Here is a 14345-nt window from a genome sequence, read left to right on the forward strand (position 1 = left end):
TTCACTAATCTTTAGTTATCTAACCATTGAGTAAAGAGTAATTTTTTTATCAGTGGTTGGCCGGTCTCTTTGGTTAATAACTCTTTTACTTGTTCTTCGCACTGCAACTGAATTTCCGCACGACCCTTCATCGATTTCACTTTAGCTTCTGCTTGCTGACCAATAATATTAATGATGGCATCACGTAATAACGGCGCATGATGCTCAACGATAGTTAAATCATTGCCATCAACCATCAACTCTACGGTTAAACGCACATAGCCCATTTTCTTTTTCACGGCGACATAGTTGGTGACAATATCTGGTTCAAAGCCAAAATAAGCATAATCACTTGCTTTTGCTTGAGAAACATTTGCGCTTACGGTTAGTAAAAAAGAAAAGAGAAATAAGTATTTATACATAAAATAATAGTCGACTGGGGATGATTGAACTTACCCTTATCATAACCTGATTTTAGTCATTTGCTTGACTATTTTTGATTAAAGCATGACTTTTTTATCAAAAAATAAGCGCTCAAAGAGATAATAAATAGGCATGAATGAGCAGATAAGCTGCGCGGACATTGATTTTAAGCTTACCTTACTTGAGATAAATGAGTTTACCTTTTAGGTCTGCTATTATAGCGACGATTTTACACCCTATTATTTTATGAAGTAGATTTATGAAACAGAAAATAGTGAGTTTTCCTATAACCTTTCCAGTAACTTTAAAGGGGCATTGGCAGCCAGTGAGTGCCGAAAGTGCATCTTTGTTGTCTGAGCCCCTTAAAGATTGGCTGCTTGATGAGGGTTCACTAACCGCGCGATTAAAAAGCCGTGGTGAAAATTTCGAAGTCAAAGTGATTGGTGAACAACAACAGTTATGCTCAGCAGAAGAAGCTTGCGCCCTTATTAAAGTCGACGAGCCTATATTGGTGCGTGAAGTTATTTTATATTGTGATAATGTTCCGCAGGTTTTTGCGCGAAGTTTACTACCCCTGGCAAGCTTAACGGGTAAAGAAAAAGCGCTTGCTCATTTAGGTGAACAACCGCTAGGGCAAGTACTGTTTAATAACCCATCATTACAACGTATGCGATTAGAGCTCTCGGCTTTTGCCAGCGATTCGAGTGTCGCAATATTAGCCGCTAAATTAGAGATTATGCACTCTATTGATAAGTTACCGGTAAACGCTGTAATAACGGAAAATAAAGCACTTTGGGGGCGCCGCTCTATCTTTATGGTGGATAATAAGCCTTTGATGGTGGCGGAGGTTTTTTTACCTGATGCTTTTGCCTATCAATAATCAATAATCAACAACTGCTCACGTAATAAAAAACAAATAAAAGTAACTAAAAAAGAAACATATAAATGCTGAAAATAATTCAACAAAAATGGCTAGCGATTAAATTAATTACTCGAATGAATAAGCCTATTGGTACCTATTTATTATTATGGCCAACCTATTGGGCATTATGGATTGCTAGTGATGGTTGGCCGAATTTACAAATATTGTTGGTTTTTAGTTTGGGTGTTTTCATTATGCGTAGTGCCGGTTGCGTGATAAATGATTATGCGGACAGAAAAATAGATGGCATGGTTGAACGCACTAAGGATAGGCCACTCGTTAATGGCATGATGACACCTACGGAAGCTATTAATTTGTTTGGCGTCTTAATTGGCATGGCACTTGGTTTAGTACTGATGCTGAGTTGGTCAACGATTTATCTTTCTGTTGTTGCACTATTTTTAGCGGCTCTCTACCCCTTTATGAAACGCCATACCCAGCTACCACAATTATTTTTAGGTGCTGCTTTTAGTTGGGGTATGATAATGGCTTTTTCAGAAGTACAAGGTGAGATACCGCTAGTTGCTTGGTTACTGTTTACGGCTAATCTATGCTGGACGGTTGCTTACGACACCATGTACGCCATGGTTGATAGAGATGATGATGTTAAGATAGGGGTAAAATCTACTGCTATTTTATTTGCCGAAAACGATAAGCGTATTATCGGATTTTTACAGTTAATAACCTTGGCATTATTATGGACAGTGGGTGATATTTTAGCCTTTGGTTGGCCTTATCAATGTTGTCTGATTGTGGCAGCAGGCTTATTTAGCTATCAACAACTCTTGATTGTTAATCGAGAGCGTAACGCGTGTTTCCAAGCTTTTTTGCATAATCATTGGGTTGGTTTAAGTGTGTTTGTTGGTATTGCAATTGAATATTTATAGTACTGTACTGTACGTTATTAGTCCATTAGCTTAATAGTCGGATAAACTCATCAAAGGGTAACGGTGTACTAAAATAGAAGCCTTGGTAGTGATAACAACCAAGATCTTTTAAGCAGTTAAACTCTTCTATCGTCTCAACCCCTTCAGCTAGCACGTTCATCTTCAGGGTCTTTCCTAAACTGATAATCATGCTGGCAATAGCTGCGCTCTCACTGCTTTGGGCTATGTTAGCGACAAAGGAGCGGTCTATTTTTAATACGCTTGCTGGAATACGCTTTAAATAGGTGAGAGAGGAGTAGCCGGTACCAAAGTCATCAATCGCACAATCAATAGACTTTTCTTTTAGCGAAGCAATTAACTTGATTGAATCTTCAATGTTTTCTACTAACAGATTTTCTGTTAATTCTAACCCTAAGCGTTTAGCGGGGATATCATTCTGCTCAATAGCATGCAGTATTTTCTCTTGAAAATCAGGTTGAATTAACTGTTTAGCACTGATATTAATCGATATCTTATCAAAACTCTCTGGTAGCTTCAGTTGCTCTAGTTTCTTGATGTCACGACAGGCTTGCTCTAGAACCCATTGACCAATAGCGAGAATGAGCTCACTTTCTTCGGCAATAGGAATATAAACCGCAGGAGATTCCATGCCATGTATAGGATGCTGCCAACGTAATAATGCTTCCGCACCAATTATGTCACCATAATGGTTATATTGCGCTTGGTAGTATAATTTAAAATCGTCTTGCTCTAACCCTTGTTTCATATCATCGACATAGTCCAAGCGCCTTTTTATTTTTTCTGACATTGCTGCTTGGTATTTTTTACCACTTTGACTTTTAGCTCGCTTGGCTTCGTACATGGCAATATCGGAAAATTTAATCAGGTTATTAACCGTACTACTTTGCAGAGGAAAGAAGGCATAACCAATACTGCAAGTGAGTTTGTACGAATTAGCATCGATAACAAAAGGAATGGCAAGTAATTGGTTAATTTGTTCAATAAGTTGGTTAACCGTTTCTTGATAATCAATCTTGAGATTTTTCAGCAGAATAATAAATTCATCTCCGCCAAATCGACCAATATCTATATGTTCGCTGCTTAATGAATGTAACCTATTAGATAAGGTGAGTAAGATTTTATCGCCGACAGCATGACCCATGGAATCATTTATCGGCTTAAAACGATTGAGATCGATAAAAAGCACACTACCAATCTTTTTGTTGAGATGAGCTTCCTCTATTGCATTAGCGAGTAGATGATTTATATGCTGACGGTTAAACAAGCCGGTTAAGCCATCGTGCTGAGCTTGAAAAGCCACCTTTTCTTCAATGAGTTGCCTAGAATGCACTTCTTTTACTAGGGAGTCATGCACTAATGAGGTGTAACAGCTGGAAGCTAATTTTTGTAAAACAGGTTGCAGCGCTTTTTGTACTTCATCGCCTAAAATATAGTGGGTTTCAAAGGTGAGTAAACCATGGTTAGGGATAATAAAGCCAAATAGATATTGACCATTTTCACATTGAAAAGAGCTATTACTTTGGCTGTTGTTGAGCTGTTCTACAAAGTTATTAAGGTGAGTGTTTTGAGCCCAGGGTTGACCACGTTTACTTTTTGGAATACTTAAAAAGTGTTGAAAACTAGTGCTTTCAAGTAGTCTTAACTTGCAAGGAATACCACTCTGGTCACAATAAACATGAATATGTGCACTCGTTAAGTCAAGGCGGTTAAAACATACCTTTAAAAAAACTTTTAACATAGCTCTTAAGTCAAGCTTATTGCCAATAGCCATGGCAAGCTCATGTTGTAGTGAAATAATAAAAAGTGCTTTATTCATATTGACCTAGTTGTTACCAAGAGCTAATTACGATTGATTTATTGAGAAGGCGAATAGCGCCACTTTGACTATTGGCTATTTCCCCTAGCGAAATTACGCCAAATAGTGCAGGTGAAGGGCAATGTGTAGCAATGGCATTGAGTTCTTTTTCAAACTCATCTTTCATAAATAATACTCTACTAATGCAATCGAAGATCATAGTTGTTGGTATTGTTGTTTGAGAAAGTTCTGAAAAAGCGGTGATTGCTGCCAGCGCTGTTGCATCGATTAATGTTTCTGTATCACCTTCAAGTAAATAGACCATTGAATTAATAGGAATATTACCAAAGCACTGTAATGTATTGTTTTTTTCTAAAATCGGGTGGCGAACAATTAGATTATTGTTGATGTCTTCAATGCCTAGCGGGAAGTTTTTAGCAATATCAAAAAATTCAGTGTTGTTGAATTTGTGTTCAGTGGCACTTTCAATGGCTTGACAATAAATTTCATATGCAGGTCGATAATTTAAGCTTTGCACAGTTTGCCCTTGCACTTCAGAGGCTAAAAAAGGTCCTTGAAAAATGCGCCAGCCATGCGCAACGCTAGTATTAAGCTTTCTTGGTAAGGTGACCAATAACACCGTATTGCTATGAATACCTTGGTTGGTAAAAATGCAAGGTCGTTGGATAAGATCTGAATTGCCAGCACCACCACCAGCGATATTAATACCGTGATCTAAGCATTCAAAGAGGCAATCGACAAATCCTTCAATGTTGGGGATTAAGGCATCATAAAACATCAAAAAATTATCCTGGCCACTGAAATTGTCTTTTTTTTCTAAGGTTGAAGTAATAAGTTTTTCTAAGCAGGCTTCATTGGTTACATGATTTAGTTGTGAAAACAATGTGACATCAAAGTCTTCTTTAAAACCAATAATCAAAGCACCTTGCTTGATTAAAGTCTCTTGAAGGGTAAGCATTGGATAAATGCCACCAAAGAGCTTTAGTGGACAGGCGCTTAATAGTGAGTTGAGTACTTCTTCAGGATAATTATTTTGTTTGCATGTTAGCACTAATAAGCTTTTAGCCCCGCTATTTTGGGCGAGACTTAAGCCTTCTTGTAAATCATGTAAAGTATCGCTTTGAGTATGCCAAGTGAATAATTCAGCGTCCATCTTATTGTATCCATTGGTTTTATTTTTATTATTACTTCACTGTACCTAGCATAATGCCTAAGTTATTAATAGAAAACTAGTGTTAATTATTGTATTTTCAATATAGATGCTTGTTTATTAGTTAATTATCGTTAGGCTAATCAATGGATGATGCAGCTACTACTTATGTCTAGTTGCGCTGTTCAATAAAAGTACAGTACAACTAGTAATACCAAGTACATTAATTAATTGACCACTTAGCGAGAATTAAAAGGCTTAGAGGCAAGGCAAGGCATTGATTGAGAGAATGGTTATTCCCTTGTCGAAATCAATAACGACGCATGTAAGCCTTTTAAGCTCGCCCTTTGGGAGTTTATTAGCGAACCAATAACGGCTCAAAATTAAAGAAATATAGAATAACTATGTTTAAGTAATTTTGCTTGTTCTGAGTTCGCTAATATAACTCTACGTTGATCAATTTATTAGTGTAATTGGTATAAGCTCAATTGAATTTGCGTAACGTGAAGTTCTTATAAAAATAATTAATGACAATAAGTGAAAGGAAGGAATAGATGAAAAAATCAATTTTCGTAAAGGCGGCACTTGTCGTATCGCTTGGTTTATCTTCGCTGGGGCTTTCTGCCTTAGCTCATGCGGATGATGATAAACAATATCGTTGGCGCTTAGCTGAAACCTGGGGACCTAACTTTCCTATTTTTGGTGACACCACTAAAAATATGGCCAAAATGGTAAAGGAAATGTCCAATGGCCGTTTAACCATTCGTATTGATTCTTCTAATAAGCATAAGTCTGCACTGGGCATTTTTGATTTTGTCAAAAGTGGCCAATATCAGATGGGGCATTCAGCGTCTTATTACTGGAAAGGTAAAAACTTCAATACCATGTTTTTTACTACTGTGCCTTTTGGCATGATAGCGTCTGAGCAGCATGCTTGGTTCTATTATGGCGGCGGCATGGAGTTAATGAAAAAAGTTTATGACCAATATGGAATTATGTCATTCCCCGGCGGCAATACTGGTAACCAAATGGGCGGTTGGTTTAAAAAAGAAATTAACAGCGTAGAAGATTTTAAAGGGCTGAAAATGCGTATTCCGGGTTTTGCTGGTGAAGTGTTAGCAAAATTAGGCGCAAAGCCTACCAATATTCCATCGGGTGAACTTTATACCGCATTAGAGCGCAATACGATTGATGCGCTAGAGTGGGTTGGCCCATCACTAGATTTACGTATGGGTTTTCATAAAATAGCGCCATACTATTACACCGGTTGGCACGAGCCCGGCACTGAGTTACAGTTTATGGTGAATGAAAAAGCTTATAATTCATTGCCAAAAGACTTGCAGAAAATATTAACCGTTGCCATGAAAGTGGCTGCATACGATATGTATTCTCAATCAATGCATGCCAGTGGGGTGAACTTAGCTTCGCTTAAGAAAGATTACCCAAATGTGCAAATGCGCTCATTTCCTAAACCAGTAATGAATGCGCTTATGGTAGCAAATGATGAGTTACTAAAAGAGTTTGCCGCTAAAGACCCTATGACGGCAGAGATTCTTAAGTCATTAAATGATTATAAAGATCAGGTACGTGCTTGGACTAATTTGTCAGACAGAGCTTATCTTGATAATTTTGATGCTAAAAAATAGCTTTTAGTCACGGACGAACGACATTTATATAAATATTTTATATAAAAAATAAAACCAGTGGGATAAGTTATCTCACTGGTTTTTGATTATTAATTGAATGACTAAATTGCTTTACTAAGATGAGAACTAAATGGATTCAGTGTTAAAAATAACGGGAAAAATTATCGATGCTCTGGGTAATTTCTGTAGCTTGCTTATGGTATTAATGATCATTAATGTTTTTTATGACGTTATCATGCGCTACTTTTTTAATGATGTAAGTATTGGTATGCAAGAGCTTGAATGGCATCTGTTTGCGGGCATGTTTATGTTTGGCATTGCGTATACCTTTAAAGAAGATGGCCATGTGCGCGTTGATATTTTTTACGATAGCATGTCAGCAAAAAAACAAGCCTTGGTGAATATTTTTGGTTCGATAGTTTTAGCTTTACCTATTACCCTTATTATTCTCTATTACAGCTGGGATTATACTTTTGAAGCCTATCAAATGGGCGAAGGCAGTGGCGACCCTGGAGGCTTGCCACATCGTTGGATTGTACGCAGTGTTATTCCCCTTTCTTCCATTTTTTTGATGCTTTCTATTTTTCATGTACTGATTGCTCAATTAAAAATTCTGACTGCGCCAACGCCGCTTGAAGCAGGGGAAGAGTAATGACAGGTATTGTACTTTTTGCTATTGCCCTTGTGTGTTTATTTCTTGGCTACTCAGTCGCTTTTACCTTTGCAGGAGTTTCATTAATCGTAGGCACGATTGTTTTAGGCGCTGATTTATTTGCTTTTATGCCTTATCGCATTATGAGCATTATGGAGAACACTATCTTAATGGCTGTGCCGATGTTTATTTTTATGGGCATAGTGTTACAAAAAACAGGCTTGGCAGAGCGATTACTTGAGTCTGCCGCTAAACTCTTTGGTGGCATTGCTGGTGGTGTCGCTATTTCTACCATAGTGGTTGGTGCATTATTAGCTGCATCAACGGGTGTTGTGGGGGCTAGCGTTGTTGCTATGGGGGTTATTTCCTTACCGGTAATGTTAAAGAACAATTATCACCAACCAACGGCTACCGGCGTTATTTGTGCTTCAGGCACGCTAGGACAAATTATTCCGCCTTCGATTATTTTAATCATTTTAGGTGATGTTATGGGCGTACCAGTTGGGGATTTATTCCGAGCTGCAGCCTTACCTGGCATGCTACTGGTTGTTGCCTATGTTATATATATTTTGATATTAGGAAAAATTAAACCTGAATTCGTCCCACCGTTAGTTGTTACTGAAAATAAACGTGAACTGCTAGTACAAGCATTAAAAGATATTGTACCGCCATTAATACTTATTTTGACTGTGCTAGGGTCAATATTTGCGGGCATTGCGACACCAACAGAATCTGCCAGCATAGGTGCGGTAGGTGCGGTTATTTTGTCGGTTTTATATGGCACATTTTCTTTTAGTAAAATGCATGAAGTTTCCAAAGAAACAGTGAAAGTTACCTCGATGGTTTTTGCGGTATTAATTGGTGCAACGGCATTTTCTATGGTGTTCAGTTATTCGGGCAGCGAGTATCTCATTGAAGAATTCTTTATGGAGCTGCCAGGGGGCAAGTGGACTTTTATTGCCTTGGCGATGCTTGCCATTTTAATACTCGGTTTCTTTATTGATTTTATCGAAATTGCATTTTTAGTGGTACCTATTTTACTCCCAGTAGCCATAGCTTTAGATGTAAACTTAGTATGGTTCGCCATTTTAATCTCAATGAACTTGCAAACTTCCTTTTTAACACCACCCTTTGGTTTCAGTTTATTTTACCTAAAAGGTGTGGCGCCGAAATACCTTAAAACCACCACCATATATAAAGGGGTGATTCCCTTTATTTTAATACAAATAGCGGTACTGTTATTGGTGCTGTTTTTTCCAGACCAATTGATCATTTCATAGCGATTATTTATTAACCCTGCTCGGTGTATCGCTAATGAGTGGCGATACACCCATGGCATCGAAACTCATTGCGTTCAAAGTAGATATTCTGATAACACTAGTGCAATAAATAGCCGACCACGCAAGTTTTATGGGGGGGATGTACCCGTGTGATTATGGTACCTTAACTAAATATTGTAACAGTTTTGTTACAACTGCGTAGCTGATATGTTATATCTTTGCGCTGAGTATGGTTAGTCTTAGTTATTGTTTTTATTATTGTTTGCTTCTGTTTTATTTGTGGCGCATTGCTTAATCACCAATGTTAATATATATTTTATAGACAAGCTATTATGCGGTTGTTCCCTTGTATGCACCTAGTTCAATATAAAAAATTACTCTGTTTACCTCTCTTGCTATTCGCATCATATGTCACAGCCAATGATGCAGAAAGTGACAAACTACAATTCAGTGGTTTTGCAACCATAGGCGCGGTTTATTCTGACTCTGAGCATCATGGTTATCGTAAAAATGTAGGTTCAGCTGGGGCGGTCTATTCAGGAGAGGTTGATTTCAAGCAACATTCACTGCTTGGTTTGCAAGCTGATTGGTCTATTGCATCAGGTTTCGATGCCGTGTATCAAGGTGTGCTTAGAGACCTTCCTGAACCTTCATTAGACAGATATACCACACTGGCCTTTTTACGGTATGAAGTTAACACTAATTGGACCGTGAGACTTGGTCGAACGGCTCCAGACCTTTTTTTATTGACAGAATACCGCGATGTTGATTTTTCTTATATCTGGGCGACTGCCCCTAATGAAGTTTATGGCATTATTCCCTATCGAAGTATTGATGGTATTGATGTTAGCTATCAACAAAGAGGTTTAGGTGGTGTTTTTAAAGCTAAACTGTTTACTGGTTCGAGTGAAGCCGAAATATCAGCAAGCACTATAGTTGAAGAGATCAAAATTGAGGATATTATTGGTCTATCACTATCATTTGATCACTTTAACTGGTTAGTACAGGCAAAGCATAGCCAAGTTACCATTGCCAACGAACCTGAATCTAACACCTTTGCAATCGACATCATCAATACAGTCCCTGATTTCTTATGGCCTAATTCAGAAATATTTTCGGAATCGTTACTGATGACAGGGGAAAAAGTCGACTATTCTTCAGTAAGTGCTCAGTACCAATGGCAAAATTGGCTAGCCTCAGCAGAGTTGTCACGCATAACATCAGACAGTGAGGTAATACCTAAAATAAGTAGTGGTTATGCTGCTTTGTCATATCAAGTTAATGCCCATCAATTTTATAGTATCTATGCTTTTACTGATTCCGATACTTATGTTTTTGATGAACCTGGCGTTAATGAAGTCGTATTAGAGGAACTTATCCATGGCGTAACAGGACTAATGAATTTTTATTCGGCAAATCAGCATACTATTTCTCTGGGCTGGCGTTGGGATATTACCAATTATATGGCTTCATCTGTGCAATGGAATTATACCAAGGTAGAAGAAACGGGCAGTATCCTGTGGTTGAATAAATCAGAGCATAATGAAGTAGAAAAGGTGAATACCTTTCTATTAAATTTGAGCATGGTTTTCTGATGGGTAAGTTTAAGCAAGTTTCCAGCCTACTAATGCTGGCGTTATTTGTTCTGTCAGTGAGTGCTCAGGAACCTCTTGTGGTCGTTGTTAATAAGAATAATACGGTCGAAAAATTATCTCGTTCAGAGCTTATAGATTTGTTTATGGGGAAATATGTGGCTTTCCCTAATGATGTTAAGGCGATACCGGTTGAGCTTGATGGCGATCATAAGATTAAGGTCGATTTTTATCAAAACCTTGTCGGCATGCCTATGTCACGAGTTAACGCCTATTGGTCAAGACTACGATTTACTGGTAGGAAGCGTGATGCGGTATTTAAGCAAAACGAAAATGATTTAATCGATTTTATCATAGCTAATGAACAGGCTATTGGTTATGTGCCGGAGTCACTCATCACCGAAGATTTAAAGGTTGTTTATATTTTAAATGAATAAATCTGGTATCGTTATTCGATTGGCAATAGTCATTGCCTTTACAGCAGTTATTGTTGGGCTTATTACCACCCAGCTTTTCTATCGCTTTACCTTTCTTAATGAGCAAGCCTTAGGTAAGCAAAGTATTAATCAATTATATAATACGGTTTCACCTACGGCATCGATCGCGAGTTATTTGGGTGATAAGGAGCTAGCCAAAGAGGTTGTTAATGGCTTGATTAGCAATGATGTTATTACTTCTGCAGCCATTAAAACTGACACGCTCATGGTGAAAAGTGATAATTATCGGCAGACCACAGATACACTTGAGTTTGTCTTATTTTCACCTTTTCAAAAAGAGCGGCAAGTGGGGGTTCTTTTTGTCAAAGCCAATGAAGAATACCTTGGCGCGAAAGCAAATAAGATTAGTGCAACCAATGCTTTTGTTGTAGCAATTGAAGCACTCATTATCACCATTATCTCAATTTTAGTGACCTATTATGTTATTACTCGGCCCATCTTAAGTATCGGCAAGGCGCTTCACTCAACAAGTCCTGGCACGAGTGAGCGAATAGACAAACCGGTATCTCACCAACACAGTGAAATAGGACAACTAACTGACGATGTTAATGATTTATTAGCAAAAGCCGAACAACAAATGCTGAGAGAAAAAAGCCTTAGAAATGAGGTTCAAGTATTAGAGACAAGGTTTAGAATGCTATTTGAAAATGCAACGTCTGCCATTGTATTAGTTGAGCCTCAGGGTGATATTTTGCTTTATAATGATACATTTGAAAAATTAATTGAACAGCTGAAGTTACCTTTAAAAAAGAATTACGGTAACTTTTTACAAGACCTATTCATAATGAAAAAAGACTTGCATGAACAGATTCAAATTGCCTTTGCGAACAACGAATCAGCGACAGCAGAGTTGGAGCTAATATCATATCAAGACGAAAAAATTTGGGTGCAAGTGGTGGTAACGCTATTGGTAACAGATGATTTTCAAGAGAATTATCAAATAACCTTACACGATATCTCAAAACGTAAACAGCAAATAACCCTACTTGATCAAAAGGCTAATTATGATGGTTTGACTCATTTATTGAATCGTCAGGCGGCAGAGCATCATTTAAAACAGCTAACTTTAACGCAGAAACCTTTTGCATTGATCATGATGGATTTGAATGACTTTAAACCAATCAATGATATTTTTGGTCATGATGCTGGCGATGAGTTATTGATTCATGTTTCCAGTCAATTACTCAAAAGCTTGAGAAAAGCGGATGTATTATCTCGTTGGGGCGGTGATGAATTTGTTATTATCTTACCAAATTCTTCAAAGGAAGAAGTGATTAATGTTTGTGCCAAATTAGCGACAAAATTGAGTAAACCACTGCATTTGTCACAGCATGATAAAAGTGTTTCTGTTACCGCAAGTATGGGCGTTAGTTTTTACCCAGATGACCAAGTGGAATTATTAGAGTTAATCAGATCGGCTGACAATGCTATGTATCAAGTGAAAAAAGAAAAATCGATTAACAATGAACTTTACTTGGCTTTTACCAGTGATATTGTCAACTCAGATAATGATAGTAAACGGTAATGATGGCACTACCAGATGAAGTACCACGCTCCTCAATTACGTTGTTTTCAGATCAAGCAAAAGTACACCGGCTGAGGTTGACTCTGAAAATATTGACAACCATTCTTGCCTTACTATTATTCAGTGAATTGTTTTTTAATGATTTTTTGCCAACAACGCTAGCTTTTGCTATGTTTTCGTCAATTATCATTTTAGTCTTTTTTTTCTTGTGGGCCTCCGCTGATACTTGCAGTGTTATTTCAGGCATGGTGTTGTGGTCAGTCGCCGTGTTTATTACTTACGCTTGTTGGCTTGGTAATGGCATATTTGATACCAGTGTATTAGCCTTTCCTTGTTTACTCATGTTGGCTATTGTCTTATCAGGTAAATTGATTTTTATTTCTCTTTTCGTTTACCTTGTTAGTGCTTTGTGTTTCTTTGCTTTTGCACATAGCCAGGGGCTACTCTCTGGGGCACTACTGTTCGAGTCGTTACCTCTTTGGGGGCGAGTTTTTAGTTATATCATCACGTTAACTTTTTTTTCGATAGGTGTTTTTTATATCTTTTCTGATATCAGGAAAAGGTTTAAAAAAATCCTAGAAAAAAATGCCTCGCTTGAATTAGCAATCAATCAACTAAGAAAACGTAGCCGTTATGATCAATTAACGCAACTACCTAATGATCAGGTCTGTAAAACAGATCTTGACTCCATTTTACAGCAACAAAAAACGTCAGGTAATATACTGGCTTTCATTACCTTGAATGTCAGCAACCAGCACTCAATCAAAATGAATTATAGCCATCGCATTTGTGATGAATCATTAAAGCAGCTTGCCAATAGGCTCATTTCTTTTAGTAACGACAATACCTCGATTTACCGATTTCAGGAAAATGAATTTGTAATCTTAAAGAACTCTATCGATTATCGAGGTATTAGTAGTTTTGTTGAAAAAGTACATCAAGCTTGTTGTCATACTTTTCATGTCACAGATTTTGACGTGGTTTTACAGCCAGATATAGGTATTGCCCTCGCTCCTTTTGACGGTAGTACCATGGCAGACCTAAGACATAATTCACACCTAGCTATGCATACTAAAAGTGCAGGTGAAAAGGCTGATTTCAATTTCTTTGACCAAGCGATGGCTATTCAAGAACAAGAAAAACTACAATTAACTAAAGCATTGAGAAATGCCATTCAAAATAATGAGTTAGTTTTACACTTTCAGCCAAAAGTCGACTTAGCAACCGAGAAAATTATTGGTGCCGAGGCTTTAATTCGTTGGATTAGTCCTGAATTCGGTTTTATCCCACCAACGGTATTTATTCCTTTAGCAGAGCAGACAGGAGTAATCACTGATATCACTCATTGGGTTATCGAGCACTCGGTAAATGCTTGTAAACAATGGCAAGAATTAGGCTTCACTAAATTATGTATAGCAGTAAATTTATCAGCCGAAGACTTTAAACGCGGTAATCTAGCTATGCACACCATGGCTCTCTTACATCAGGCTAACTTACCTGCGCACTTTTTAGAGTTAGAGCTAACCGAGTCAATGTTGATGGATGATATAAATTCTATTCAAAAACAAATTAACGAATTGCGGTCTTTTGGCATTTCATTTGCTATTGATGACTTTGGTACCGGTTACTCAAACCTTGGTTATTTGACAAAATTCAATGTGAGCATCCTTAAACTTGACCGATCATTTGTGATGAATATTTGCCAATCAAGTAATGAATTACAAATTGTTAAAGCGATTATCGAAATGAGTAAAAGCTTGAATATTACCAATGTAGCTGAAGGTATTGAAGATAAAGAAACCGCAAACTTACTCGCTAAATTAGGCTGTGAGATTGGGCAAGGATATCTTTGGTCCAAACCCTTACCACAGCAAGAGTTTATTGCTTTATTATCTGAGAATAATGCATAGCTAGCTTATCCCCATGATACTTCAAAATGCTCGTTTCTAATTCCA

The 14345-nt window shown here is 37.6% G+C and carries 12 protein-coding genes; 9 read left to right on the top strand and 3 right to left on the bottom strand.

What is annotated here, in order from left to right:
• Positions 1–11: 11 nt before the first annotated feature.
• Positions 12–401 (bottom strand): flagellar basal body-associated protein FliL, encoded by a 390-nt coding sequence (locus CXF71_RS09235; protein ID WP_101232668.1) that lies wholly within the window; start codon positions 399–401, stop codon positions 12–14.
• 260 nt (positions 402–661) lie between these two features.
• Between CXF71_RS09235 and CXF71_RS09240 the strand changes: the two genes are divergently transcribed.
• Together CXF71_RS09240 and ubiA are read left to right on the top strand one after the other, a co-directional pair.
• Positions 662–1282 carry a chorismate--pyruvate lyase family protein gene (locus CXF71_RS09240; RefSeq protein ID WP_101232669.1) on the top strand — a complete coding sequence of 207 codons (621 nt, stop codon included), beginning with the start codon at positions 662–664 and terminating at the stop codon, positions 1280–1282.
• 65 nt (positions 1283–1347) lie between these two features.
• Entirely contained in the window at positions 1348–2211 is an 864-nt protein-coding gene (gene ubiA / locus CXF71_RS09245) for a 4-hydroxybenzoate octaprenyltransferase (protein WP_101232670.1), read from the top strand.
• A gap of 25 nt (positions 2212–2236) precedes the next feature.
• Here ubiA and CXF71_RS09250 read toward each other — a convergent pair whose 3' ends face one another.
• Positions 2237–4048, bottom strand: a complete 1812-nt coding sequence (locus CXF71_RS09250) for a putative bifunctional diguanylate cyclase/phosphodiesterase (RefSeq protein WP_101232671.1) — start codon at positions 4046–4048, stop codon at positions 2237–2239.
• A gap of 13 nt (positions 4049–4061) precedes the next feature.
• Positions 4062–5201, bottom strand: a complete 1140-nt coding sequence (locus tag CXF71_RS09255) for an FIST signal transduction protein (RefSeq protein WP_101232672.1) — start codon at positions 5199–5201, stop codon at positions 4062–4064.
• A gap of 551 nt (positions 5202–5752) precedes the next feature.
• Here CXF71_RS09255 and CXF71_RS09260 point away from each other — a divergent pair.
• The 7 genes from CXF71_RS09260 (at position 5753) to CXF71_RS09290 (ending at position 14300) form a co-directional block, all read left to right on the top strand.
• Positions 5753–6844 (top strand): TRAP transporter substrate-binding protein, encoded by a 1092-nt coding sequence (locus CXF71_RS09260; RefSeq protein WP_101232673.1) that lies wholly within the window; start codon positions 5753–5755, stop codon positions 6842–6844.
• A 130-nt stretch (positions 6845–6974) separates the two neighbouring features.
• Positions 6975–7496 (top strand): TRAP transporter small permease subunit, encoded by a 522-nt coding sequence (locus CXF71_RS09265; RefSeq protein WP_198559862.1) that lies wholly within the window; start codon positions 6975–6977, stop codon positions 7494–7496.
• On the top strand, positions 7496–8776 hold the full coding sequence (locus CXF71_RS09270) for a TRAP transporter large permease (protein ID WP_101232674.1): 1281 nt from the start codon (positions 7496–7498) through the stop codon (positions 8774–8776). Before CXF71_RS09265 ends, CXF71_RS09270 begins: the two co-directional genes overlap by 1 nt.
• 350 nt (positions 8777–9126) lie before the next feature.
• Positions 9127–10371 (top strand): hypothetical protein, encoded by a 1245-nt coding sequence (locus CXF71_RS09275; RefSeq protein ID WP_101232675.1) that lies wholly within the window; start codon positions 9127–9129, stop codon positions 10369–10371.
• Entirely contained in the window at positions 10371–10805 is a 435-nt protein-coding gene (locus tag CXF71_RS09280) for a hypothetical protein (RefSeq protein ID WP_101232676.1), read from the top strand. Before CXF71_RS09275 ends, CXF71_RS09280 begins: the two co-directional genes overlap by 1 nt.
• Entirely contained in the window at positions 10798–12390 is a 1593-nt protein-coding gene (locus CXF71_RS09285) for a diguanylate cyclase domain-containing protein (RefSeq protein WP_101232677.1), read from the top strand. The genes CXF71_RS09280 and CXF71_RS09285 overlap by 8 nt, the downstream gene beginning before the upstream one ends.
• Entirely contained in the window at positions 12390–14300 is a 1911-nt protein-coding gene (locus tag CXF71_RS09290) for a putative bifunctional diguanylate cyclase/phosphodiesterase (RefSeq protein WP_101232678.1), read from the top strand. Before CXF71_RS09285 ends, CXF71_RS09290 begins: the two co-directional genes overlap by 1 nt.
• Positions 14301–14345 lie beyond the last annotated feature (45 nt).

Source organism: Colwellia sp. 12G3, from assembly GCF_002836775.1.
Lineage (GTDB): Bacteria > Pseudomonadota > Gammaproteobacteria > Enterobacterales > Alteromonadaceae > Colwellia.

Bases quoted from the DNA above. Each gene is read 5' to 3' on its own strand.
- CXF71_RS09235 (WP_101232668.1), bottom strand. From the start codon at position 401: ATGTATAAATACTTATTTCTCTTTTCTTTTTTACTAACCGTAAGCGCA.
- CXF71_RS09240 (WP_101232669.1), top strand. From the start codon at position 662: ATGAAACAGAAAATAGTGAGTTTTCCTATAACCTTTCCAGTAACTTTA.
- ubiA (WP_101232670.1), top strand. From the start codon at position 1,348: ATGCTGAAAATAATTCAACAAAAATGGCTAGCGATTAAATTAATTACT.
- CXF71_RS09250 (WP_101232671.1), bottom strand. From the start codon at position 4,048: ATGAATAAAGCACTTTTTATTATTTCACTACAACATGAGCTTGCCATG.
- CXF71_RS09255 (WP_101232672.1), bottom strand. From the start codon at position 5,201: ATGGACGCTGAATTATTCACTTGGCATACTCAAAGCGATACTTTACAT.
- CXF71_RS09260 (WP_101232673.1), top strand. From the start codon at position 5,753: ATGAAAAAATCAATTTTCGTAAAGGCGGCACTTGTCGTATCGCTTGGT.
- CXF71_RS09265 (WP_198559862.1), top strand. From the start codon at position 6,975: ATGGATTCAGTGTTAAAAATAACGGGAAAAATTATCGATGCTCTGGGT.
- CXF71_RS09270 (WP_101232674.1), top strand. From the start codon at position 7,496: ATGACAGGTATTGTACTTTTTGCTATTGCCCTTGTGTGTTTATTTCTT.
- CXF71_RS09275 (WP_101232675.1), top strand. From the start codon at position 9,127: ATGCACCTAGTTCAATATAAAAAATTACTCTGTTTACCTCTCTTGCTA.
- CXF71_RS09280 (WP_101232676.1), top strand. From the start codon at position 10,371: ATGGGTAAGTTTAAGCAAGTTTCCAGCCTACTAATGCTGGCGTTATTT.
- CXF71_RS09285 (WP_101232677.1), top strand. From the start codon at position 10,798: ATGAATAAATCTGGTATCGTTATTCGATTGGCAATAGTCATTGCCTTT.
- CXF71_RS09290 (WP_101232678.1), top strand. From the start codon at position 12,390: ATGATGGCACTACCAGATGAAGTACCACGCTCCTCAATTACGTTGTTT.